The following is a 22663-nucleotide window of genomic DNA, read 5'->3' as shown; positions in this document are numbered from 1 at the left end:
GTGGGGGATGTCCGGCGGGTGGTGAAGCTGTGGTGGTTACCCGCGACTACGGGACTTGCGGCTGCGGCGGGGCCGGTCGACCAGCTCGTCCACGTAGGTGTTCTCGTTGGCGGTGATCTGGGAGACCTTCTCCAGGTCTTCCTGGACGTGCTCGGTCAGATCGGCGTCGATCTTGTCCAGAACTTCCAGGATGTTCTCGCCGTCCTCGAACTCGACCTCGGCCCAGACCTCGAAGCCGATGCTCTCGTAGTTGCCGAGGTGCGGCTTGTGGGTGATCTTCTTGCCGACCTTCACGACCTTCATGCGGCGCTCCTGGCGGCCTTCTCCTTGGCGACCAGGTCGGCGAACAGCCGCTTGGCGCGGGCGGTGAAGTCGGTCTCGGTGATCGGGCGGGCGTGCGGCTCCAAGATGCCCTCCTCGAAGGCGATCTTCACCAGGCCGAGGATCTGCTCGCGCGTGTACAGGCGGCGCCTGCCGTGCTTGGCGCTGATGGCGTCGCGGGGGTCCTTGCCGTTGAAGACCGCCGTCGGCTTGGGGATCCAGCCGTTGGTCTCCCACTTGCGGATGGTGTCGGACTGGCGGTTCAACGCGCGAGCCAGGGCGCCGATGCCGTAGAACTTCGTGGGCTTACCCGCGACCATGTAGATCTTGGGCTTGACCCCGGCCAGCGGGTCCGTGGGGGCGGACAGCTGTGCCTTGACCGGCTTCCAGGGGAGGACGGCGGCTTCTTCGCCGAACTCGGGGAGAGTGGTCACTTACAGTCCCTTCAGGGCGGGTGTGGTGGTTACGTCGATCAGCGAGTCCAGCTCCTCGTTGGTGAGCAGGCCTTCCTGCTGGAACCGGTACAGGTTCTCCTGGACGAGCACTTCGACGACCTGCTTCTCGAACAGGTCGGCGACGATTCCCTTCCGCTCGGCCAGCTCGCGGGCACGCTCCTCGTTGATCGTCCGGCTGACGCGGATCTCTCGGCGCCAGCCGGTGTGGGTCTTGCCGGACGGGTCGACGAAGTAGTCCGACTCGTCCAGCTCGACGTCCCGGTGCCCGTTGGCGGCTTCTTCGCCATGGGCCTCGGCGTAGGCCAGCAGCTGGGGCTTCAGCTCGTTCAGCCGCGCCTCGATCTGCTTGGCCTGGTACTGGAGGGACTTGTACTGGCGGTAGAGCCGCTTCATGCGCGCGAGTTCCAGGGCCTCGGCCTTGGCGTCCGTTTCGGACATCTGGGAGGTACGGGACACTCGGCGCATCTGGGCGATCTCCGTCGCTAGTTGGGATGTTCCCCCAGGGGGGATGAACGCTACTCCTGTTTCAGGTGGTCCGCAACATAGGATTTGGGGAAAGAGTTGGGAATTCACTGACGAGTTGGGATGTGCTCTGACCAGTCAAGATGTGTCAGTGTAGATCGCTAACGTGTCAAGTACTTGCTCACCTTTAAATACGTCCAGGACGTCCGGTACTTGGCCCGGAATGGTCCAGGGAATGGACGGCGGACGCCCCCGCGCCGACGTATTGGACGAGCCGTGCAACAAAAAGCGGCCCCGGCCGGAGTACGAGACTCGGCGGGGGCCGCAGGCTGCTGAGCTGCGGCCCTATCAGTACACAACCCGGATGGTTGAGACTTCAAGGGCCGGAAGGCCCAGCCTTTTGCAGTTTGAAAAAGCTACGTTTTTGCAGGTTGCTACGGGCCCACGGGGGTGTCGGCCACAGGATCGACGTCCACCACGACCACCGCAGGCTCCGGCGTGGGGCTCGGCGTGGGGCTCGGGATAGGGCTCGGCGACGGCGACGGCCACAGGCTCGGCGACGGGCTGTGGCGCAGCGTGGCGCGCACGACGGCCGGGCGGCGGTAGGCGATCGGCGTGACGCTGACTGCGGGCGGGCGGGTGGTCACCGCCGCCTCCACCGTCGCGGCCACGCTCGGCGCCGGAGAATGCATGTGGGTCAGCTCCACCTGCGGGTTGGCTACGGCGACCGCGCTCGCCGCCGCGCCGATTCCCAGCAGTCCTGCCACGACGGCGGCGCCGGACTTGATCCGGCTGACGAACGACCAGAAGCCCAGCTGCTCGGCGCGGTGCTTGGCCTTCTCGCGGACCTCCGGCGGGGTGGTCGGGTCGGCGGCCAGGGCCTCCTCGGCCCGGCGCGCGGACTCGACGACGGACAGGAAGCTGCTGTGCAGCGGCGCGGTGTCGGTCCCCGAGTGCTCGCGCAGCTCGGACAGGAACGGCTCCCAGCGCCGCAGCAGGCGGGTGATCTCGCTGGCGTTGGGCTTCTCCCCCGGCGCCCTCATCCGGCGCTGGATGGCCTCATGAGTCTGGCCGCGCATCTTCAGCTCGGCGGCGAAGATGACGATGGCCTCCTCGCACAGCTGATGCCGTTCCTTGATCAGCCGCTGCTCGGCCGACAGTGCGGCCACGATGGTGAACAGGTCCTGGTTGTCCAGTGCGTCCAGGCTGCCCGTGCGCAAGGCGGGGATGTGCTCCCCCACTTCCAGGATCATGTCGACGACCTCGATATGACGCCTGTGCGGCATCAATCCCCCTTACCCCTGGCCGGGGGCCTCTTGGTCGAGGCCCCCGGCAGTCTGTGCGTGGTGATGAGTGCCCGCCGGGCGCGCGTGCCGCCCCTGTGGTGTCGGGGGCGTCCGGCAGGCCACTAACAGTTAACATCCCGACCTGTGGGCCGTAAACGTTACGTAAGGACCGAAAGTTACAAGATCGTAAGTAGTAACGGACGTGTTCGGTCCTGACCTGCACTGCTCGACATGTCGATCACCTGCGTATATGTGGTGCCAGGTATAGACATGTCACCGCATGGTAACAGCTGCTCAGGCCTGGCCCGAAACCCGTTTCCTGAAGTCGTACAGGTGGACCAGCTTCCCCTTGTGCCGGTCGCGGGCCCAGCAGGGGATCCGATCGTCGGCCAGGATCTGCTCGGCCAGCGCGATCGTGTCGTCGATCAGGCGCAGCGCGGGGATACGCTCCCCGGCGCGCATCCGCTCGTAGGTCTTGCGGTACTTCTTCTTGATCCTCGTGACGGCCACCTCGCCGCTGGGGGTGTCCAGCACGCGCGCGATGGTCGATCCGAGGTAGTGGTCCTCCTCCACCAGCTTCCAGACCCACAGGCCCAGCATCTCCTCGGCCATCGACAGGTCCTCGCGCAGGGACTCGACGTACATGACCATGTACTCCAGCACGCCCAGGTCGTGGAGCGGCTCGGGGTACTCGTGGCCGACAGCCATGAGGAACCGGTGCGCCTGGCTGTGCTCGGCCGAGTATCCGCTCAAATCGCCTGAATCCACCAGTTTACCTCCTAGATGTCTCAGACATCGTACGAAGTGATAAACGGCCATGATGCAACCGTTTTGATCAACTGGAGGTAAAGCTTCGGTCACGCAGCGAGAACAGCCTCCACGTGCTCGGTGAGCGACCCCACCGTGTCCTCGATCTCCCCGCGCGCGTCCGCGCCGACGCCGTCCACCGCCGCCGCGCCGACCTTCTTGCGCAGCTCCAGGCGCTCGTAGGCGCGCTCCTCGATCGTCCCGGCCGTCACCATGTCGATCACCTGCACCTCGGCGTGGGTGCTGGACGCGCGCACGTGGCGGTGGTTGATCTGGGCCCGCTGACCGGCCGACCGCGCCGGATCGACGTTGATCAGATGGGTGGCGATCGGGATGTCCACGCCGTAGGCCCCGGCGTGGGACATGAGGAAGATCCGCTTGGTGGGGTCGGTCTGGAAGCGGTTGACCGCCGCCTGCTTCTGCGCGGCGTTCATCTCCCCGTGGTAGACCACGGACTGCTCCGGCCAGGTCTTCTGCAGGCGGCTGACCATCCCCCGGAACCGCGAGACGATGATCACCTTGGCCTCTGGGTTGGCGAGGATCGCCGGGACGGCGGCCACCAGGCGGTGCATCTTCGCCGAGTCGCCCACGTTGTCGAGCAGCCCTTCGTCGACCTTGGCCTTGGCGTACGGGCTCGGGGAGTCGGCCAGCAGCTTGGGGTCGTCGAGGAACTGCTGGGCGGCCAGGTGGACGGCCATCACCCGCCCGGCCGTGGTCTTCTCATCCGGCTCCCCCCGGTAGTAGGCGCCGAGGTCCAGACTGGTGCGCGCGGGCAGCGACTGCAGCTCGTAGGCCAGGTCCTCCATGATGTGCCGGTAGGCCACCTGCGTCTCCGGCCCCATGTGGACCGTCCACCGGCCGTGCTTCACCTTCGGCATGTGCGGCGCCACCTCGGGGTCGGTGGTCCGGCGCCGGATCAGCGCCGGGGCGACCTTGCGGTGCAGCACGTCCATGTTCTTGTAGCCGACGACCTTGCCCCAGTGATTGCGCTTGAGGTAGGCCCGGTCGAACGCGAGCGCCTGCTTCTCGTCGTCGGGGTCGCCGAGGATGGTCACGTCCACCCAGGCCATCAGGTGAAGCAGGTCCTCCAGGATGCGGTCCACGGGGGTGCCGGTCAGCATCAGGCGCCAGGGCGCGGTCAGGCGTCGCACCGCCTTGGTCACGTCGGCCGCCGGATTCTTGATCGCCGTGCCCTCGTCGAGCACGATGAACGCCGCCTTCATGCGGCGGAACATCCGCAGCTCGTTGGCGACGGTCTGGTACCCGGCGATGACGTAGTCCGGCCGGGTCTCCTCGATCTGCTTGTACAGCTCGCGCCGCTGCTCGGGGCCGCCGTCGAGCACCACGGCGTAGCGGTCCTCGGGCACCAGGAACGTCTCGCCCTGGCTGGTGATCTCCTTGGTGGCCACGTCGGTGTGGCGGGCGATGGCGGCGGCCCACTGGAGCTTCAGGCCGGACGGGCAGACGATCAGCGCGGGACCGGCGTCCCCGCCGACCTCTCCCCTGGCGATCAGCTCCTCGGCCGCCGCGATGGACAAGATCGTCTTGCCAAGTCCCATGTCGTAGGCGAGCAGCAGGTTGCCCCGGTCGAGGAAGTAGTCCAGGTCGGGGTCCTGGTAGGAGGCGTGCAGGGTCGTCAAGAGCATGAGAGGGGTCCTCGTCAGGGGCGGTAGAGCAGCGCGGGGACGGCACAGGAGTTGACCAGGTAGCGCAGGCTGCGGCGGGAGAAGTTGCCGGGGTCGAAGCCCTCCAGCCAGCCGCGCTCGGCCTCGATCGGCCGGTAGTCGACGATCGAGTAGCCCAGGCCCCGGCCGCGCCAGCGCGCGGAGGTGTCGACGGCGGCCTTCCGGCCGGGGCTGTCGTTGTCGGGGAAGTGGACCAGGTGGTCGGTGCGCTCCAGGATCAGCCGCATCTGGGCGTCGGAGATCGAGGCGCCGTAAGAGGCCAGGGCCCACTCCAGCCCGGCCGAGGCGATCAGGACCGCGTCCAGCGGGGATTCGACCAGGATGATCCGCTCGCACCTCGGCGGCAGGGCCCACAACCCGAACAAGGTGTGGGACTTCTTCAACTTCGGGGGGTGGTTCTCGAACCAGCCCGATCCCTTGGCCTGCCAGCCCATCAGCGTGCCGGTCTCATCCCGCACCGGCAGGATCCAGGCCTCGCGCGAGGTGTCCCACAGCACGCCGTACCGCGCGCACGCCTCGGCCGTCAGCCCGCGCTCCCGCAGCGCCCAGTCCGGCGGGTCGACGAACAGGGCCATGCTGGCCTCATTGACGATCTTCGTGGTGTCGACCTCGGGCGTGGCCTTCTTGGCCAGCATCCGCTCGACCCGCTTGATCGTGCCCTGGGCGCGGATCCAGGCCACCGCCTCCTCGCGCGAGCACTTGGAGACGTACTCGACCAGGTCGGCGAAGGTGCCCCGGAAGCCGCAGCTCCAGCAGCCGTGCAGGCCGGTGTTGATGTTCACCGAGTAGGAGGGGTGGCGGTCCTCGCGGCCGACGTATTCGAGGTGGGCCGGGCAGCGCACGGTGGCCTCGCCGGACTCGTCGAGCCGGATGACCTCCAGGCCGAGCTTGCCGAGGGCGTCCACCACGTCGCCGGGCACGACGTTGACGATCGCGTCCCAGCCCTCGGTGAAGACCTGGCGGCGGCGCCTACTCATCCCAGTCGCCCCCGGCCGACCCGAACGGGTCACCCTCCAGCTCCTCGAAGGAGACCGGATCCCAGCACCACTGGTAGAAGACCTCCATCGGGCTCGCGTTGCGGGCCGTCAGCAGGCGCATCTTCTTGATCTCGGGGTCCTCGGTGTTCTCCACGCCGATCACGGCGTCGGAGTCCTGGACGAACGAGGAGGAGTAGCCGATCGAGAAGGTCGACAGCTTCTTCCCGGCCATCTTGGATTCCAGGGCCTGGGTCGCGATGACGATGGGGATGCCCAGCTGCTGGGCCATCCTCTTGAGGCCACGGGTGATGTTGGTCAGCGCCTGCGGGGATCCGGACGGCTCGCCGTTCTCGTCCTGCATCATGTAGACGCCGTCCACGAACACGATGTCCGGGCCGATGGCCTCGATCTTCGCGCGCAGGCCGGTCAGCGTCAGGACTGACTGGGCGTCAGCCGTCATGTGGAAGTCCGGCATCGACTCCATCTGGGCGATGGAGCGTTCCAGGCGCTTCCAGTCGGCGGGCTTCAGCGTGCCGTTGCGCAGCCGGGCGTGGGAGATTCCCGCGCGGGCGGCGTCCAGGCGGTCGCTCTGCTCCCAGTTGGACATCTCGAAGCCGACGAACAGCGGCGTCTTCCCGCTCTCCTGAGCGGCCTTGGCCATCAGGAGCAGCGCTGTCGACTTGCCCGCCTTGGGGGGTCCGACGAACGTGATCAGCTGGCCGCCCTCGAAGCCCTGCAAGGCGGCGTCGATCGCCGAGAAGCCCGACGGGATGCCGCGCAGGCGCCCGTCCAGCTCGGCCAGCTCGCGGTAGCGCGCCAGCCGGTCGGCGCCGTTCTTGGTCAGGTTGATGTCGGCCGAGGTCATCGTGGCGCGGGCGACGTCCGCCAGCACGCCGTGCAGGCGCGCGGTGACGCCCTCCAGGTCGCCGCGTACGTGCGCGCTGGCGGCGTCGGTGAGCGCCATCTCCAGCAGCGACAGGCTGCGGTGGCGCACCATCCGGTCGACCAGGTAGTCCAGGGTCTCCGGCGTGGCCAGCAGCTTGTAGGTGGGGTAGTCGGCCTTGACCACGCCGATCGTCGGCACGTTGCCGTACCGGCTGACGTGCTCGGTGAGCATCTTCCAGACCTGGGCCGAGGCCGGGTCGGTGAACCACTTCGGGCCCACCCCGGCGCGGGCGGCCGGGGCGATCTGGCCGGTCTCGATGACCTTGGAGATCAGCAGGCGCTCGGTATCCATCAGAACCGCCCCATCTGCTGGACGTTCGCGGCGGTGACCAGGCGGCCCCACCGGCCGTACAGAGCGGCGTGGTCAGCCCGGCCGGTGTAGATGACTGAGACGTACGGCATGGTCGCCAGGCGGCGCGCGAGCGCTCGGGGCTCGTAGGCCCACACGCGCTGCGCCGGTACGTCCTCGGCGTCGAGCCAGCCCGCCAACTGCCCGGCGAACTCCTCACCCTGAGAGGTGATGACCTCGATCTGCAGGTGCAGGTTCCACACCATGTGCCACATGACCTTGACCACCAGGTCATCGAGGTCCCAGTCGGACACCGTCGCCCGTCGGCGGCGCAGCATCCGGGGCTTGGGGAAGTGCTGGTTCTGGTGGGCGATCAGGTCCTCGAACTCGACCAGGACCTTGGGGGCGATCGAGTTGTCGATGTCACCGTGCTCCATCAGGCTGCGACCGCCTGCTGCTCGCGGACCCAGGTGATGTTGTGCCGGATCTTCCAGATGGTGGACGTGCTCACGCCGTGCTCGGCCGACAGCTCGGCCAGGGTGGCCGTGCTCGCGCGGATGGCGTCCACGGCCTCCCAGGTGAGCGGAGAGCGGTCGCGGGCGGCCTTGGTGATGCGGACGACGGCGGCGGCCCGAACGGCCGGGTCGCGCTGCTTGGGGCCCTTGCTCCGCGTCAGGTGGGCCGGGTTCCAGCAGCGGTCCTCGCCGCAGGAGTGGCGGACCTGGCGGCCCTTGGGGATCGGGCCCACGTAGATGCGCCAGGCCCAGCGGTGCGCGAGGTCGTAGTCCCCGTCGACCATGAGCTGGCCGTACCGAAAGGAGGTCACCGAGCCGTACAGCCAGCAGACGTTGGGGTCGAAAACGGTCTCGCCGTCGGCGTTGACGATCAGCGGCGCGTTGGTGCGGCGGCGCAGCCGGTGCAGGGCCTTGCCCAGGTGCTCGGGGGTCTCGTCGTGGCTGTCGGACAGGGTCATCGGGGACTCCTTGGAACTGGTGAGGGGGAGGTCAGGCAGCACGGCGAAGGTCCCGGCCGCCGAGGGTGACGCTGGTGAATGCCTCCTGGACGAAGGACTCCATCGACGGGTTGTAGAGGTCGCCCCACTTGGCCAGCGGGGTGTTGGAGTTGACGACCGTCGGGAAGCCCTTGCGGAAGCGGGCGCGCAGCAGCTTGTCGACCTCGTCGCGGGCGAAGTCGCTGGCGGTGTGGTGCTCCTTGCCGACGTCGTCGACCCCGGCCAGCGGGGCGTTGTACATCCGGCGCTTGAAGTCGTCGATCTTCCAGTAGCGGTCGATCGCGCGGGGATCCCCGGCGTTGACCATCGGCGACAGGCTGATCTGCTCCAGCAGCTTGCCGATGTAGTCGGACATCGTCGTGAAGACGAACACCACGTTGTGGCGGCGGGCGGTCTCCATGACCGTGAGCGCGGTCAGGGTGGTCTTCCCGGCGCCGGGGGTGCCGATGAGGGCCAGGCCCTTGCCGATCAGCTCGCTGAAGTCCGGCACGGAGCTGGCGGCCCAGCGGTCCGGGAAGGACTCCACGAACTCCTTGGCGGCGGCCAGCGCCATCTCCGAGGCGCCGTTGTAGGGCTTCCACTGCGGGAGCCGCAGCGCGCGGTACTTGGCGGGGACGCCGGACGGCTTGAGCCGCCGGGCGAAGATGTCGTCGGGGATCACTCGAAGCTCCTCATCCAGGCCTCGGCGTCGAACTCGCCGTCAGGCGTGGCGAACGGGTGCGGGGTGTCGGCGGGGGCTTCCCAGTCCTCGGGCCGGAAGTTCTCGGGCCTGGAACGCTCCAAGTCGATCCGGCGCTGGGCCTCGGCCAGGAGCCGGGCACGCTTGCCGAGGAAGTCCATCCAGGGCACGGCGCCGGGGCTGCGCAGCTTGGAGTTGGACGCGTAGGCCTCGATCATGTGGCGGATCTGGTCGGGCGTAGCGCCCGCCTTCTTCCACCGGTTGAACGTGGCGGCCAGTGCGGCCCGGTTGGACACGTCCAGGCCCTGCAGCTCCCCCAACTCCACCATCCGGCGGGCGAAGTGGTCGGCCAGCCCCATCCCGGTGTCGGAACCGGGGCTGCGGGAGCTGCGCCGGGCGCGTTCCGCGAGGCCGGGGATCTCCTCGTCGCCGAACAGGAACTCGCCGGGAGCCTGGATCTCCTCGGCCGGTGGCGTCTTCTTCTTCCTGGCCCGCCGACTCAGCGCCTTCGGCGCTGAGTGAAGATCTTCTTCTTGTTCTACTTCTCTTGTTCTACTTCGTGTCCGCTGTGGCGTACGGGGGGTGTCCGCTACAGCGGACAGGGGGGGTACGCTCTGGCGTACCCTGTCCTGACCTGCGGTTTCTTCGCCAGGGGTGCTCTGACCTGCGGCGTTGTCCTTCCGGCGGGCGTAGTAGTCCCGCATCGACCGGATCCCGGTGTAGCCGTCCGGCGGCTGGTGGTGAACGACGTAGGCGTTGGCCATCTGCGAGCCGTTGGTCCGCCTGCGGACGATGACATCCACCGCGCCGATTTCCTGAAGTTCGGAAAGGTATCGGTCGACTGATGCGGGCCTGTTGAAGCCGAGCATTTCGGCGAGCGTCGCCCGGCTCGGCCAGACGTTCCGGTCGTCGCGGTCGGGATTCACGTGGGCGGCGAGAATGCCGTACAGGGCCTGGGCCTGGGGGGTGGTCGAGAACATCACCCACAGCGGGACCATGGCGAACGGTGCAGGCTGACGACCTCCGACGATGTGGATCTCGGCGTCGTCCGCCGGATTGAGTTCGGAAGGATTGTCTGCAGCCACTATTTCGACCCTCTACTTAATATTTGAAACGAGAATTGCTTTTCCAGGGGAATCGGCTGTAGCGTTTTCACGTCACTCGCGGTCGGAATCCCTTCCTCCGATCCCTTGCGAGGCGTGGTGTGGTATCAGGGCCCAACCGGTGTCGCCTTTCCGCCGGTTGGGCCCTTTCGCGTTCATCCGCCGAAGGCCCGGACGGTCACGTAGACCGCGACCAGGACGCCGACGGCGAGCGCCGCCAGCACCGCCCAGATCACACAGCCGCAGCCGATCTCGGCCCGGCCGGGCTCGGTGTCCCCGTGCATCAGTCGGCCTCGTATTCGGCCAGCAGGGCCTCGAACGCGGCCCGCGTCATGATCTCCTTGACCTCGCCGTTGCGCGGGCGGCCACGGCCGGGCACGAGCCGGACGGTCTGCTTGTTCGGGTCGTGGTAGACCGTCACGTCGTCGCTGGCAGTGTCACGCGGCTTGCCGCGCCTCTTGGGCTGCTCCGGCGATGCGGGGGCCTCAGCGGGCTTCTCAGCCGCGCGCAGAAGGTTCTCCTTCGCTCGGTCGATGATCTTGCTGTAGCCCTCGATCTGCTCGGCGTGGTACTTCAGCGCGAGCGTCAGCGGCCGGTAGCGGACCTCGGCGCAGTTGATGGCCGCGTTGCGCTCGTCCTCCAGCGTGAAGGCCTGGACGGCCAGGGCCAGCGTGCGCTCCAGGTCGGGGAAGCGCTCGTCGTCGGACGGGCCGTAGACCTGCTCGACGGCGGCCTGGGCCTCGTCGGGATTGTCCAGGTCGGCGACGTTCTCGATCTCGTGGCCATGCTTGTCCAGCAGCCGCTGGCGGATCGACTTTCCGGGCTCCTCGACGACCTCGGCCGAGGTGACCCCCAGCTCGACCTCGTCCTCGGTCAGCTCGCCGGTCACCTCCGGATCGTCGGCGGGCACGTCGTCGTTCTCGCCGTCGTCGGCGATCTCGGAGGTGTCGTCGTCCACCGGCTCGCTGTAGCCCAGGTCCTCCAGGCCCATGGACAGGTCCAGGACGGGGAAGCCCTCCCCCACCGCGCGGTCCAGCAGCTCGGCGGTCAGCTCGTCGGGGGCGTTGTCGGCGTCGGGGCCCCACGACAGCAGCAGGTAGGGCTCCTCACCGCGCGAGCGGGCCCTGCCAAGGACGTCCATGGTCATGTTGACGATGCCGATGCCCTCGTCGTCGATCACGTCCTCGGCGTCGTCAGCGATGCCCCGGCCCTTGCGGCCGATCTTGTCGGTGGTGATCGCGGTGTAGGGCTCGCGGACCTCGTCCAGCCAGTGGGCGACGTGGACGACGGCGTCGGTGGTCGCCTGCCGGTCGGCGGGGAGGTAGAAGCGGAACTCCGGTCCGTCCTCGTCCTCAATCGCCAGCCAGTCGCTCAGCTGGTCGTCGATGTAGTTGAACTCGACCGGCCCGGCGCCCGCGACGACAATGACCCGCATGGGCTCGTCGTCGGTTTCTGTCGGCTTCTTCTTGGGCTTGTTCAGCGCCACTCGTCGTGCTCCGTTTCGGGTCAGGAATTCCGACCCCGAAAGCATCCGATACGTCCGAACTCACTCCGCAAGTTCAGATCCCAACTAATGCGGGAAGTCCTAACTCAGGAATTTGTCAGGGGAGATCGGGAATCCGCGAGACCCGGCCCGGCTTGGAGGAGGCCAGCATCTGCCGGAGCGCCTTCCGGGAGGCCATGATGGGCTCGGGGCGGATCAGCCAGGTGGCGGCGGCTCGGATGAATGCGGCCACGGCTGCGGCGTCGAGGGCGGCCAGGACCTCCGGCGGGACGCGGGTCAGTCCGTAGCAGGCGGCCACCACGAGAAGGGGCTGGATGGGGGCCGGGATGGGAACGACGGCGCGGACGACCTCGTAGGCCATCCACGCCGCCGCTCCGACCAGCAGGAGCTGGATCATCGGTCAGGCCGCCAGGTCCTGGCGGTCCTTGACCAGGGACCGCTGGGCGACCCCAGCGGCGCCGCTCGGCTCCCACACGTACCGGTGAGCCTTGTCACCAGCGATGAAGGCGCCGATGGCGAAGATCAGCGCGGTCTTCCAGTCGAAGACCCCGCCGTCCTGCACCGTGTCGTGCCAGGCGACCACGAAGCCGTCGGCGGCCGACAGCGCGGCCAGGGCCAGGGCCTTGACCGCCGGGCTCCAGGACTCCTTGGTCACGAAGCCGACGGCCAGGGACAGCAGCGGCGCGACGATGACGCCGAGCACCAGTACCAGATCGAAACCACCCATTGAAACTCCTCGCGAGAATTCGGATCCGCATATTCGACGGTATGGGAATTCCGCCCGGAGTTTGTAACGCCCGGCTACACGACGTGGGGGTGGATTCCGAATTCGGGCGCTCCTACGGTGACGTCTGACGGGGCGTATTCCTCAAGGGCGTCCACGAGGAGGTGTTCGCGTTCGTCGATATTCGGGTACCAGAACACGCCGCCCGCCGGATCGGTGCCCATGTCGGCGTAGAAGTAGTCCCGGCTGCCGGGCTGCAGCTCGAAGTAGTCCCCGACGACGTAACCGCGTTCGACCAGCGTCCCGGTGACCGAGAAGGCCTTGGGGTAGTCCCCGCCGGGCGCCCAGTTGAACGACAGGAACTGGTCGTCGTGTGCGGTGAAGCGGACCACGACCCGCCGCCAGCCGTTCTCGTCGGAGGGGAACGCCAGGGCGTTGGCGCTGGCGATGGTCTCCCAGGTGTCGTTGTCGATGACCTTGACCTGCAGATCGTCCATGTTGCCGTCGAGGCGGACGTAGACCGAATAGGTGTACTGCTGGCCGGGCTCCAGGGGCGCGACGTGGCCGCCGATCATGCCCCCGGCTCCGGCGTTGATGGTGTAGGTCGAGGCCGGGTGCGCGGTAGCCACCGGACCGGCGGTCGGCGTCTCGGTGATCAGGCCGTCATCGTTGAACCAGGGGTCCATGGCGCTGGCGTACCAGGGGGCGTAGTTGAGCCTGTCGGGGACCACGATGGGCCGGATCAGCTGCGGGCGGATGTATTCGCTCGGCCCGGATTCGGCGACGTCGGTGACCAGCTCCACCTGCACGTTGCCGATCTCCTGGTAGGTGCCTGCGCCCATGCCGGTGAAGGTGAAGCCGACCGCAGCGTAGGCCGCTCTGGGCCAGGCGGCCTGCTCGTCGGGGGCGTGGAAGGTGGCGTGGACGCGAGCCCACGGCTGGCCGGTGGCGCCTGTGGTGATCCCGGCGTTGGTGTCCCCCCGGCCGAGGAGCAGGGGGTCGGTGTCGGTGGCGGCGGTGCCGTAGACGGCGAAGTCGCCGAAGGCGCCCTTGGGGACGGCGTCGCTCAGGTCGGCCGACCCGTCCGTGATGAGCGCGGCGCGGGCCGACATCTGCAGGCCGATCCCCAGCTGTGCCTGGCCGGTCGCCGGTAGATGGGCCCACGCGGAGATCTCGACCATCTCGACCATGCCGAGGTCGGCGCTCCCATCCAGGGCGATGTGGGCACTGGTGGCCGTCTGCACGGCGATGGTCACGCTCGCGCTGCCGTCTGTCGGGGTGGTGGCGCTCGCGGAGATCGGGACGATGGCGTACAGCGGGGCCGAGCCGGTGGCGGTCATCTGGGCGCTGGCGGCCATGGCGCCGTTGACGACCAGGGTGGCCGATCCGGTGGTGGGCAGGCTGGCCGAGGCCTGCAGTACCCCGAGCTTGTCGACCTTCAGCACCTGGCCGGTGAGCGTGATCGCCGCTGAGGCCTTCAGAGGGTTGATGAGTACCGATTCGCTGGCCGTGCCGGTGACGGTGATCGTCGCGGAGGCCTGCATGGCCTTGACGCCGAGGACGGTGTAGGAGGAGTTGGCCTGCCCCTGCCACATGTAGCCGGTGGTGTCGCCGCCGATGTAGGCGGCGTCAGCTCGGGTGTCGATTCGGATCTTGTCGAGGGTGGCGTACATCCAGCGGGCGGCGCTGGTGCCGAACGCGCGGAGGCCGAGGCGGATGGACGTTACGCCGGGGGCGGTGATGAACGGGTAGGACTGCCGGACGACGTCGCGGTCGAGCTGGTAGGTGGTGCGCGACACCAGTACGCCGGAGCCGTCGAGCTGGTCGATGCTCAGGGAGAAGTCGGTGTAGCTGGCGGCGGTGGAGGCCGAGTAGTTGATGCCGGAGACGTCCAGGGACAGGTAGGCGGTGGTGTTGGCCTGCAGTCCGGCCACGCTCAGGCTGGGGCTGGCGACGCTGTTGACGGTCGGGGTGGTGCTGGGGCTGTCGGTGTCCTGGCAGAAGATCCCGGCGGTGATCGACTGGCCGTTGTCGGTCACGGAGGCATTGGCCGACGAGGCCGTCCAGCCAGTCCCCGAGGGGTGCGGGGTGCGCCAGTAGTTGTAGACGTTGGTCGGCGTGGCGGCGTCAGGGGTGGGCGTGGTGACGGTCTGCGAGGCGCCGGGGGTGCCCGCCCAGGTGTGCCCGGCGGTGTCGCCGTCCACGTAGGTGGTGGAGGTTCCCTCGGACAGCCGGACCCCGTCGATGCGCCAGGTCTTGGTCTCCCCTGACGACAGGGCGCCCATGGGGATCTGCAGGTAGACCTCGGTGACGGCGGGAGTCTGGGTGAAGGTGATGCTCTGGCGGGTGTAGGAGGAGCCGAGGAAGATGGAGGTGGTGGCCAGCTGCGTGCCGGTGACGTTGAAGATCCGGACGTTGCTGTAGCTGGAGCCGAACGATCCGGGATCCTGGTGGTCCCAGCTGAGCGTCCACTGCTTGTTGACCGTGGTCGGCGGGAGCACGAGTCCGCGCAGGCGCAGGCCGGGGTGGAAGCCCGAGGTGGTGAGCTGCAGGGCCCGTGTGCCCTTGGATGCCGTGGTCGACGTGGTCAGGGACCAGGTGTCGGAGGTGTCGCAGAAGTACTCCCACACCTGCCCGCCCGCCGACTTCCAGGAGCTGTGCTCGAAGCTCGGCGAGAAGATGTAGTTCGCGATGGCCACGTCATTCCTCCACGGCAAGGCCGAATCGGGTACTGGTACTGCCTGCGCTGGTGCTGGCGGTCGCGACCTGGACGCCGTTTCGGAGCACGGTGTAGTTGGTGCCGACGACCTTGACCGTCAGGCGGTCGCCGTCGGCCACGGGGGTGGCGTAGGTGACCAGGGTGGTGACGGCCCCGGCGGTGACGGTCTGCAGCGCCGTCCTGGTCGCGCGCACGTAGTTCAGGGAGTCGACGTAGCGCAGGATGAGGCACTGCTGGCGGCCGGGCGCGTCGGAGACGAACGTGGCGGCCACGGTCGCGTTCGCCGAGCCGTAGTCGACGACGGACAGCGCCCGCTGGTCGGGGTCTTCGGGGCGGGCCACACCGCCGAGGTAGGAGTCGCGGACCAGTCCGGGTATCGGGTCGGTCCAGGTGTAGCCGCCGGTCTCGAAGGGCCGGGCGTCGAGGGGGTCCATCGCGCCGAAGTAGTAGAGGGTGAAGGTGTCCAGCGCGCGGGTGGTGTCGGCGCTCACGCGGGTGTCGGAGGTGCCGATCGGCTTGCCGAATTCGTCGTACCAGGTGATGAAGGGGTAGACCGGGACCGAGGCCTGCGCGGTGGCGTGCGGGGAGTGGGTGTAGGCCGACACCGTCAGCCGCAGCCGGGCGTCGGTTGAGCACAGCGTCCAATACGGCTGGGTCGTCTTGGGCGTCTGGCCGGTGACGGGCCGCGTGGCGCGCCACACCATGCTCTTGTAGGTGACCAAGTCACCGGCCCGGTAGCTGCGGGTGTGCTCGTAGGCGGCCACGCGCGGCAGGGGGATGCCGTACAGGACGGGCACCAGAGGATCGCCGCTCGGGTTGTCGGGCAGGGACCAGGCGGCCACGTCGGCGGCCTGACCGGAGGCGTTGTGGATGGTCAGGGCGTTGGCGGTGTTGATGCCCTCGCGCACGGGATCGGGCAGGCCGATGGCGATCTTGGCGGCCACCAGGTTGTCGGCCACGCCTGCGGTCTTGGGCTTGGCGATCCAGCCGTGCTGGGTGAGCAGGACCGGGTCGTAGGCCACGGTGCGGTCGTCGACTGTGGTGTAGACCTGCCACCAGGTGTTGTTGGAGCCGTTTCCGGGCGGCGCCTGGTCGATGCCGTAGGCCGGGACGATGCACCGGTACAGGTGGTCGTCGGTGGTGACCAGCGCGCCGACGGTGTAGTGGATGCTGGCGTCCCACTCCGGCGCGGCGGGGTGGATGATCTCGGCCTGGTCGGGGGACGGCATCAGGTTGTGGGAGGGGCGGATCATCACGTCCCAGCCGGAGGCGGCGCGCCCGGCCGCGCGCAGCGTGTCGGGGTGGCCACGGCCTGCTGCCAGGTAGGTCGAGTCGACGGTGATGGCGCGCATGCGCTCCGGGGAGATCCCGGCGGGGACGTAGGCGCCGATCGAGGCGGCGATGTTGGCGGCGGTGCCGATGTGGGTGGTGTGCAGGTCCGCTGACGTCAGCGCCGCTTCCAGGGAGGTGCGCAGCCGGTCGATGCCGTAGGCCAGCGCGGTGATGGTGTCGCGCAGGTCGGTGTTGGAGTCGGCGTCGATCGTCAGGTAGTTGCCCAGGAGCAGGCGGTAGTGGTGGGGGATGCGGGTCCAGAACCAGTCGGCGGCCCGGTGGTCCTTGACGTGCAGGGTGGAGGCCGTACCGGCGCGGACCCACACCTGGTCGACCTTCAGGAAGATCGCGTAGTAGTGGAAGTGGCCGCCGATGACGTCGGTGTCGACGTAGTTGGCCGGGGGCGTTCCGGAGTCGACCAGCACCTTGCCGTCCTCGGCGCCGGAGGGGTAGCCGTAGCGGGAGGTGACCAGGCGGAATCCGCCGAACTCGCCGGTCGGCAGGTCCCAGGTCAAGAAGATCCGGTCGTAGCCGACGGAGTAGGCGGTGAAGGTCTTCTCGTCGAAGCCCGGCCTGGGGTCCGGATTCGGACCATAAAAAGTCCTCGCGTACTGGTCAACGCGATAGACAGCCATGTGATCGCTCCGTTACGCGAAGTAGGACGACTGAGTGATGATGGTGGTCCCCCCGGATCGGACCGAGCCGACGTCGTAGGCGCCGACGTAGTGACCGCTGCCGGGCGGGGATTCGATCGCGGGCCCGTTGACCACGCGGGTGGCGTTGCCGTTCCCGTCGATGATCACGCTCATGGTCGAGTCGACGTGCGTCCACTTCGGGGTGGTGCTGCTGCTCGGGCTGGAGGTGACCACGCGCGGCGGCGGCGGGGGCGGGGTGTAGATCGGCGTCGGGGCGTCGGCCAGGCCGCCGTCGGGGTTGGGGTTGTCGATGCACCTCACCAGCTGCACGCGAAGGTAGGCGTTGATCGGCACGGGGGTGGTCAGGCCGGGGCCGTCGATGCGCGCCGAGGCGCTGATGGCGGTGCCGCGCGGCAGGATCTCGGTCCAGTGGACGGTGTTGACCAGGAAGTCGCCGTTGTCGTCGTGCTCGCGCAGGCGGTGGCGCAGCATGACGTCTTTGCCGTCGATCTCCAGCCGGGCCTGGCGGATGGCCTTGGCGTCGCGGGTCTGCGTGGTGGGGACGCCGTCCACGCGCAAGGAGATCGACCACAGGCCGGTTTCGTTGAGGATGATGCCGTCGCCCCAGTGCATGGTGTAGGGGTCGGCGGTCGCCGCCAGCGGCAGGCGCCACCACCGGCCGTCCTCGGTGGTCTTGTCGTCGTCGACCTGGGGCAGGCCCACCTGGTGGTCGTCGGGATCCCAGTCGTCGCCGACCAGGTACTGCCAGATGTTGTCGCGCTCGACGTCGGCCTGCCACCACTTGCCGGTGGTGATCGAGCGGTACCGGCCGGGGCCAGGCTCGTCGGCGGCGATCGAGGGGCCGTCGTCGAGGGGGGTCAAGATGCCGTTGACCAGCTTGAGGTAGGAGCTGATCGGGGTGGTGGTGTGGGAGCGGGAGTGGATCGGCGGGAACCACTGGCGCCCGGACTCGTGCCCGGCGCAGCCGCCACCGCCGGACTGCGGCGGCTTGGGCGTGCTCGTCGGCGGCGGGACGGAGGTGTTGCCGGGCGTCAGCGGGTAGGCGAGCACGCCGCCCTGGTAATACGGCAGCTGCTCGCCGCGCAGGTAGGCCTGCAGCCGGTCGGCCACGGTGGTGTAGTCGATGGCGAGGTTGCCCGGATCGCGAGTGCTGATCTGGGGGTTGATCCCGAGCACCGTCTGGGAGGCGAACAGCTCGTCTTGGATGTCGTTGACGTGCGACTCGAAGATCGTCTGGCTGAAGTCCCGCTTGGTGGTGAAGGTGCGGAACCCGGTGGGATAGGTGGCCATGTCAGAACCCCGGTCGGATGATCGGAACGGCGGGCTGCCCCCACCACTGGTTTTCGGGCATGGAGTTGACCGGCTGGCCGGGCCCGCTGGAGTAGTAGGTGGTCCCGCCGGAGTGGACGACCATCGGCGTGCCGTCGGCGTACCACGTGTTGATCACCGTGTTGCTGTAGCTCGGCGACACCGGGGTCTCGGGCCGGGTGGTCTCGATGACCCGTCCCCGGACCGGCGGGCCGCCCGGCGGCGGCTTGGGCACGTCCGGCGGCGGGGGCGGGGGCGGGAAGGCGTAGTGGTCGAAACCGCCCTCGGCGCAGCGCACCAGATACGCCCGGAAGTAGATGTTGGCGAAGGTCTTGTAGCCCGAGGGCACCGATTCCACCCGCATGGACAGGTTCAGCGACGACCCTGCCTTGAACTGTTCAGTCCAGGTGAAGGTCGTGATGACCTCCTTGGTGATGTCGGCGTCGTCGTCGAGGTAGTCCCGCAGGCCGACGTCTTGGCCGTTGACCTCCAGCCGGGCGGCGCGGGAGGTCGCGGGCGCCTCGGCGCCGGGAACCGGCGAGTGGTCGATCTTGACGACGAACCGCCACAGCCCGTCCTGGTTGAGCACCAGGCCCTTGCCCGAGGCCATCTGGAAGGGGTCGTCGTAGGCGCGCAGGCTCGCCTGCTGCCAGGCTCCGGCGACCACCGGGACGTTGTAGGCGGTCCCCCGGTAGTACGGCAGGTGCAGCATCCGTCCCTGGAACTGCAGCCGGGAGGCGACGGTGACGTGGTCGCGCGAGCCGACCAGCGGCGGCTTGGTCTGGCCCACGGTGGGCCGGGAGGGGTCGGTGCCGAGCCAGCCGGTGACGTCGCTGCGGCGCGGCAGGTCGCCCCGGTCGTAGCGGTCGGCCAGCCGGTCGGTGATCGTGCGCAGGTTGCCCCGGTCGGTGGTGGTGAGCCAGCGCGCGATCTGGCGCGGGTCGGTGGCCAGGAAGTCGCTCATGCTGCCTGCCTCGGGTAGCGCTCGGCCCACTGCGGCCAGGCCTCATACAGGGCGTCCAGGACCGCCTTGGGGTCGAAGTTGTGGCGGGAGGTCGCGTCGTCCCGGCAGATTCTGATGATCTTGTCGAGGTTGTCGCGGTCGGCCTCGCCGATCCAGTCGACGACGCCCAGTAGCTCGAACGGCGTGCTGCCGGGGTCGTGGCGGGCGATCTGCGGGGTGGTGCCCAGGGTGCGCTGGACGCCGTCGATCAGCTCGGTCTGCAGGGTGTTGATGTGCTCGGCGTAGACGACGGTCGTGTAGTCGAACTTCGTCGTCCAGACGGGGTACGCGCTGGGGTATGTGGCCATGCGGGTCCTCCTATGGGGTCAGCACGTCGCGCGGCGCGCGGACGGTGCCGGTCGGGGGGACGGCGTCCAGGGATCGCATCTGGTGCAGCCGCAGGGACACGTTGACCTTCAGCCCGTAGTTCGGGGTTGGCGTGGGCACCGGGGCGGGGTTACCGCCGCCGTCCTCGACGTCGCGACCGCACAGCGGCTTCCAGGCGCCTTCCAGGTAGGCCTGGACCAGGTTGGCCGTGGCCATGGTGTCGACCCACACCTGCCCGGCCTGGGTGGGCGTGGGCGCGGCGGCTCCGTCGTGGACGGTGGTGATCTCGCTCCAGCCGGTGAACTCGCGCCAGGAGCCGGAGGTGTACACCTTCACGACCGGCTCGTCTCCGGAGGTATCGATCCACAGCTTGCCGGTGCCGCTGGACGGCGCGGTGGGGCTGGAGATGGTTGTGTCCTGGGTGCCGGTGAACGGCTCCCACTCGGCGCCGTTCCAGCAGCGCAGCAGCTTCCACGGGGCGCGGCGGCGGCACCACACCTTGCCCGGCAGCGGGTCGGCCGGTGGGGTGGTGGTCGGTGAGGGCTCGATGTCAGCGCGGACCTGCACCCGGATGACCGTGCCGAGCGGCCAGATCTCCGGCCAGGTGACGGCGTTGTGCAGGGCGAAGGAGTTGCGGGCGTCCTCATACAGCAGGTGGGACATGCCGACGTCGGCGCCGTTGACCAGCACCCGCAGCATCCGCCGGGCCTGGTTGACGACGCTGTAGCCCGAGGCCTGCCACTCGGTGCGGGCCTCGATCATCCACATGCCGGTGCTGTTGAGCCGCACCCCGGCGGGGGTGGACAGCAGGAACGGGTCGGACAAGACGGCGTCGCCGACGGTGATGGGCACGTCCACCCACTCGCCCGGCGCGGGGACGAAGTTCTTGACCTGCCCCCGGTAGTACAGCAGGTCCTCGCCACGGGCGTGGGAGGTCATCCGCTGCTCGACGGTGCCGTAGTTGCGGGTCAGCCCGCCGGGGTTGTTGCGGGAGATGTGCGGGTTGAGGCCGAGGGTGCGCTGGGTGGCGTCGACTTCGGTCTGCAGGTCGTTGACGTGGCTGGCCCACACGATGTTGCGCCAGCCGAGCTTGGTGGTCCAGGTGCGGATACCACCGGGGTACGACGCGGTCACGAACGCTCCTTACACGGGGGTGATGACGCCGCCCACCGTGGCGATCTCGACGGTCCCCAGGACGGGCAGCTCGTAGTCGGCCATCACCGCGTCGTCGGCACCGGACTGCGGGGCGTCCGCTCGGGCCATGATCGGGATGTTGATGTTGATCACGCCGGGGACGCTGGCCAGGCTGGTGTACACCTGCGACAGCGTCATGCGGGTGCCGAAGGTCACCGCATCGGAGCGGAACAGGTTCGTCAGGGCCGTTTCCACGCTGGCCTTGACGAGGATGTCCCGCCAGCCGGGCGCCACGTAGATCCGCAAGGGGTTGTCGGCCGAGCCGAAGTTGACCTTGACGAACGTCGGCGCGGCCACCACGACCTTGGTCCCGGCCAGCGCGTGGCTCTGCAGGTGGTCCTGCACGGTCTGCATCAGCAGGGCGCTGGGGACCGACCGGTCGGGGCCGGTGAGGTAGCAGGTCACCGAGCCGGAGCGGGCCGAGACCGCGCGGGCCGCGCTGACGCCGGGGACCTCCAGGGCCAGGCGGGCGAAGTCGTCGGTGGTCACGCAGCGCTGCTGCGCGGCGAACGCCTGCGGGGCGTTCCTGCGAATCTCGTCGTTGGCCTCCTCGTCGGCGCCGCCGACGGCGGCGGTGGAGGCCGCCTTGCCGGAGTTGTCGCGGGCGACCTGGACGCCAGTCAGGGTGTCGGAGGCCAGCAGGCGGATCCGCCCGGCCGCGAGGTTGCCCGCCTTGCCGACGCCGATCCGGTAGGCGACGTAGATGCGGGCGCCGAGTTCGGGGATGTAGCCGTTGACGCCCGAGCCGAACACGATCATGGTGGAGCCGTCCGGCCGCTGGCGGGTGATGAACACCCGGTCGGTCGGCGCGGCGTCGATCATGCGGGTGATGCGGACCCACTCGATGTTGGCGTGAGGGGCCTCGACCCACACCCGCACACTGCCTTCGATGACGCCCTGGTTGGGCAGGGTGAAGGTCTGGTTGGACTCGGCGGTGCCGACGCCGAGCTGGTAGGGCCGCACGGTGCGGCCCTCGGTGACGTTGACCGTGGCGGTGCCGCCGTTGGCCGGGACGGTCACCTCGTCGTCGGTCTCGAACACGATCGGGCCGTCGACCTCGGCCACGTAGTCGGTGATCACCTGCGTGCCGCGCGGGACGAGGATGTCGCCCGCCCCGGTGTCGGTCACCAGCGTCACCTGGGCGGTGGCCGGGATGCGGGCGTGGGTGATGTAGCCGACCTGCTCGGCCAGCGACAGCACCGCCTGGCGCGTGCTCGCGGTCGCCAGGGTCGACTCGCCCAGGACGCGGTCGATGTAGTAGTTGGCCAGGTCGGTGCTCGACGCCATGATCTGGGTGAGCAGCAGGACGAAGTCGCCCTCGCCCTTGGGCTGCCAGTTCGGCAGGACCTGCTGGCCGCGCCGGATCAGCTCGGCCACGACGGCGTCGTAGTCACGGGCGGTGTAGTCCAGGGATACCGGCTGCGCGTCAGCCACCACGAACCTCCTTGATGAGGCCGCCGGAGCCGACGGCGGCGCGGTGGACGAAGCGGGAGGCCGTCCGGCCGGTGGTGTCGGTGCGGGAGTACTGCACGTCCAGCCTCGCCTCGCCCTTCTGGGCGTTGGGGTAGGGCACGATCCGGCGGATGGCGACGGTCGGCTCGTACCGCGCGGCCTGGTTGGTGATGTCGACGGTCAGCTCGGCGACTACGTGCTCGGGGTTGGTCTCGAAGACCATGCGGGCGACACCCACGCCGAGGTCGGGCTGCATGACGCGCTCGGTGGGGTTGGTGCCGATGATGCCGATCAGCCGCTGGCGGATCTGCCGGTCCACGTCGTAGGTCGCGACGACCTGGCCGCTGTCGTCGAATCGGAACGGCAAATCAATGGCCGCAGGAGCCGTGACGTCCAATTCCACCTCCTGCTTACGTCAGCGAT

The 22663-nt window shown here is 68.7% G+C and carries 24 protein-coding genes; all 24 read right to left on the bottom strand.

Annotated features, from left to right (window positions below; translation table 11 throughout):
• Window positions 1-36: 36 nt before the first annotated feature.
• Window positions 37-303, bottom strand: a complete 267-nt coding sequence (locus AB0J39_RS01020) for a hypothetical protein (RefSeq protein WP_363460433.1) — start codon at window positions 301-303, stop codon at window positions 37-39.
• Window positions 300-755 (bottom strand): hypothetical protein, encoded by a 456-nt coding sequence (locus AB0J39_RS01015; protein ID WP_363460431.1) that lies wholly within the window; start codon window positions 753-755, stop codon window positions 300-302. The genes AB0J39_RS01020 and AB0J39_RS01015 overlap by 4 nt, the downstream gene beginning before the upstream one ends.
• Window positions 756-1214, bottom strand: coding sequence for a hypothetical protein (locus AB0J39_RS01010; protein ID WP_363460429.1), 459 nt, complete (start codon window positions 1212-1214; stop codon window positions 756-758). It abuts the gene before it with no gap.
• Between the two features lie 458 nt (window positions 1215-1672).
• A complete protein-coding gene (locus AB0J39_RS01005) occupies window positions 1673-2524 on the bottom strand; it encodes a hypothetical protein (protein ID WP_363460427.1) in 852 nt (283 codons plus the stop codon).
• A gap of 294 nt (window positions 2525-2818) precedes the next feature.
• On the bottom strand, window positions 2819-3292 hold the full coding sequence (locus AB0J39_RS01000) for a hypothetical protein (RefSeq protein WP_363460425.1): 474 nt from the start codon (window positions 3290-3292) through the stop codon (window positions 2819-2821).
• Between the two features lie 89 nt (window positions 3293-3381).
• The gene (locus AB0J39_RS00995) at window positions 3382-4977 is read right to left on the bottom strand and encodes a DEAD/DEAH box helicase (RefSeq protein WP_363460423.1); all 1596 of its coding nucleotides are present in this window, start codon (window positions 4975-4977) and stop codon (window positions 3382-3384) included.
• 14 nt (window positions 4978-4991) lie between these two features.
• Complete coding sequence (locus AB0J39_RS00990; RefSeq protein ID WP_363460421.1) at window positions 4992-5993, bottom strand: toprim domain-containing protein; 1002 nt, start codon at window positions 5991-5993, stop codon at window positions 4992-4994.
• The gene (locus AB0J39_RS00985) at window positions 5986-7230 is read right to left on the bottom strand and encodes a DnaB-like helicase C-terminal domain-containing protein (RefSeq protein ID WP_363460419.1); all 1245 of its coding nucleotides are present in this window, start codon (window positions 7228-7230) and stop codon (window positions 5986-5988) included. The genes AB0J39_RS00990 and AB0J39_RS00985 overlap by 8 nt, the downstream gene beginning before the upstream one ends.
• Window positions 7230-7664 carry a hypothetical protein gene (locus AB0J39_RS00980; RefSeq protein WP_363460417.1) on the bottom strand — a complete coding sequence of 145 codons (435 nt, stop codon included), beginning with the start codon at window positions 7662-7664 and terminating at the stop codon, window positions 7230-7232. Before AB0J39_RS00980 ends, AB0J39_RS00985 begins: the two co-directional genes overlap by 1 nt.
• The gene (locus AB0J39_RS00975; RefSeq protein ID WP_363460415.1) at window positions 7664-8200 is read right to left on the bottom strand and encodes an HNH endonuclease; all 537 of its coding nucleotides are present in this window, start codon (window positions 8198-8200) and stop codon (window positions 7664-7666) included. The genes AB0J39_RS00980 and AB0J39_RS00975 overlap by 1 nt, the downstream gene beginning before the upstream one ends.
• Window positions 8201-8231: 31 nt before the next feature.
• On the bottom strand, window positions 8232-8900 hold the full coding sequence (locus AB0J39_RS00970; RefSeq protein ID WP_363460413.1) for a hypothetical protein: 669 nt from the start codon (window positions 8898-8900) through the stop codon (window positions 8232-8234).
• Entirely contained in the window at window positions 8897-10003 is a 1107-nt protein-coding gene (locus AB0J39_RS00965; RefSeq protein ID WP_363460411.1) for a hypothetical protein, read from the bottom strand. The genes AB0J39_RS00970 and AB0J39_RS00965 overlap by 4 nt, the downstream gene beginning before the upstream one ends.
• Before the next feature lie 173 nt (window positions 10004-10176).
• Window positions 10177-10305 (bottom strand): hypothetical protein, encoded by a 129-nt coding sequence (locus AB0J39_RS00960; protein ID WP_363460409.1) that lies wholly within the window; start codon window positions 10303-10305, stop codon window positions 10177-10179.
• Window positions 10305-11507, bottom strand: a complete 1203-nt coding sequence (locus tag AB0J39_RS00955) for a hypothetical protein (RefSeq protein ID WP_363460407.1) — start codon at window positions 11505-11507, stop codon at window positions 10305-10307. The genes AB0J39_RS00960 and AB0J39_RS00955 overlap by 1 nt, the downstream gene beginning before the upstream one ends.
• 115 nt (window positions 11508-11622) lie before the next feature.
• Window positions 11623-11922: a hypothetical protein gene (locus AB0J39_RS00950; RefSeq protein WP_363460405.1), complete on the bottom strand. Its 300-nt coding sequence runs from the start codon at window positions 11920-11922 to the stop codon at window positions 11623-11625.
• A gap of 3 nt (window positions 11923-11925) precedes the next feature.
• Entirely contained in the window at window positions 11926-12252 is a 327-nt protein-coding gene (locus AB0J39_RS00945) for a hypothetical protein (RefSeq protein ID WP_363460403.1), read from the bottom strand.
• Window positions 12253-12326: 74 nt separating this feature from the next.
• Window positions 12327-14948 carry a hypothetical protein gene (locus AB0J39_RS00940; RefSeq protein ID WP_363460401.1) on the bottom strand — a complete coding sequence of 874 codons (2622 nt, stop codon included), beginning with the start codon at window positions 14946-14948 and terminating at the stop codon, window positions 12327-12329.
• Between the two features lies 1 nt (window position 14949).
• Window positions 14950-16935 carry a hypothetical protein gene (locus AB0J39_RS00935; protein ID WP_363460398.1) on the bottom strand — a complete coding sequence of 662 codons (1986 nt, stop codon included), beginning with the start codon at window positions 16933-16935 and terminating at the stop codon, window positions 14950-14952.
• Window positions 16936-16947: 12 nt separating this feature from the next.
• Window positions 16948-18246, bottom strand: coding sequence for a hypothetical protein (locus AB0J39_RS00930; protein WP_363460396.1), 1299 nt, complete (start codon window positions 18244-18246; stop codon window positions 16948-16950).
• A gap of 1 nt (window position 18247) precedes the next feature.
• Window positions 18248-19228, bottom strand: a complete 981-nt coding sequence (locus tag AB0J39_RS00925; RefSeq protein ID WP_363460394.1) for a hypothetical protein — start codon at window positions 19226-19228, stop codon at window positions 18248-18250.
• Window positions 19225-19575: a hypothetical protein gene (locus tag AB0J39_RS00920; RefSeq protein WP_363460392.1), complete on the bottom strand. Its 351-nt coding sequence runs from the start codon at window positions 19573-19575 to the stop codon at window positions 19225-19227. The genes AB0J39_RS00925 and AB0J39_RS00920 overlap by 4 nt, the downstream gene beginning before the upstream one ends.
• 10 nt (window positions 19576-19585) lie before the next feature.
• Entirely contained in the window at window positions 19586-20728 is a 1143-nt protein-coding gene (locus AB0J39_RS00915) for a hypothetical protein (protein ID WP_363460390.1), read from the bottom strand.
• 9 nt (window positions 20729-20737) lie between these two features.
• Window positions 20738-22222, bottom strand: coding sequence for a baseplate J/gp47 family protein (locus AB0J39_RS00910; protein ID WP_363460388.1), 1485 nt, complete (start codon window positions 22220-22222; stop codon window positions 20738-20740).
• The gene (locus tag AB0J39_RS00905; RefSeq protein ID WP_363460386.1) at window positions 22215-22637 is read right to left on the bottom strand and encodes a GPW/gp25 family protein; all 423 of its coding nucleotides are present in this window, start codon (window positions 22635-22637) and stop codon (window positions 22215-22217) included. The genes AB0J39_RS00910 and AB0J39_RS00905 overlap by 8 nt, the downstream gene beginning before the upstream one ends.
• Window positions 22638-22663: the final 26 nt, after the last annotated feature.

This window comes from Microbispora sp. NPDC049633 (assembly GCF_040675265.1).
Lineage (GTDB): Bacteria > Actinomycetota > Actinomycetes > Streptosporangiales > Streptosporangiaceae > Microbispora > Microbispora maris.
This window is presented reverse-complemented; position numbering and strand designations above follow the sequence as displayed.

What these genes read in the sequence shown, in the direction of transcription:
- AB0J39_RS01010 (WP_363460429.1), bottom strand. Translation starts at nt 1,214, where the DNA reads ATGTCCGAAACGGACGCCAAGGCCGAGGCCCTGGAACTCGCGCGCATG.
- AB0J39_RS00920 (WP_363460392.1), bottom strand. Translation starts at nt 19,575, where the DNA reads ATGGCCACATACCCCAGCGCGTACCCCGTCTGGACGACGAAGTTCGAC.
- AB0J39_RS00935 (WP_363460398.1), bottom strand. Translation starts at nt 16,935, where the DNA reads ATGGCTGTCTATCGCGTTGACCAGTACGCGAGGACTTTTTATGGTCCG.
- AB0J39_RS00930 (WP_363460396.1), bottom strand. Translation starts at nt 18,246, where the DNA reads ATGGCCACCTATCCCACCGGGTTCCGCACCTTCACCACCAAGCGGGAC.
- AB0J39_RS00945 (WP_363460403.1), bottom strand. Translation starts at nt 12,252, where the DNA reads ATGGGTGGTTTCGATCTGGTACTGGTGCTCGGCGTCATCGTCGCGCCG.
- AB0J39_RS00980 (WP_363460417.1), bottom strand. Translation starts at nt 7,664, where the DNA reads ATGGAGCACGGTGACATCGACAACTCGATCGCCCCCAAGGTCCTGGTC.
- AB0J39_RS01020 (WP_363460433.1), bottom strand. Translation starts at nt 303, where the DNA reads ATGAAGGTCGTGAAGGTCGGCAAGAAGATCACCCACAAGCCGCACCTC.
- AB0J39_RS00925 (WP_363460394.1), bottom strand. Translation starts at nt 19,228, where the DNA reads ATGAGCGACTTCCTGGCCACCGACCCGCGCCAGATCGCGCGCTGGCTC.
- AB0J39_RS00995 (WP_363460423.1), bottom strand. Translation starts at nt 4,977, where the DNA reads ATGCTCTTGACGACCCTGCACGCCTCCTACCAGGACCCCGACCTGGAC.
- AB0J39_RS00950 (WP_363460405.1), bottom strand. Translation starts at nt 11,922, where the DNA reads ATGATCCAGCTCCTGCTGGTCGGAGCGGCGGCGTGGATGGCCTACGAG.
- AB0J39_RS00960 (WP_363460409.1), bottom strand. Translation starts at nt 10,305, where the DNA reads ATGCACGGGGACACCGAGCCCGGCCGGGCCGAGATCGGCTGCGGCTGT.
- AB0J39_RS00985 (WP_363460419.1), bottom strand. Translation starts at nt 7,230, where the DNA reads ATGGATACCGAGCGCCTGCTGATCTCCAAGGTCATCGAGACCGGCCAG.
- AB0J39_RS00975 (WP_363460415.1), bottom strand. Translation starts at nt 8,200, where the DNA reads ATGACCCTGTCCGACAGCCACGACGAGACCCCCGAGCACCTGGGCAAG.
- AB0J39_RS00990 (WP_363460421.1), bottom strand. Translation starts at nt 5,993, where the DNA reads ATGAGTAGGCGCCGCCGCCAGGTCTTCACCGAGGGCTGGGACGCGATC.
- AB0J39_RS01005 (WP_363460427.1), bottom strand. Translation starts at nt 2,524, where the DNA reads ATGCCGCACAGGCGTCATATCGAGGTCGTCGACATGATCCTGGAAGTG.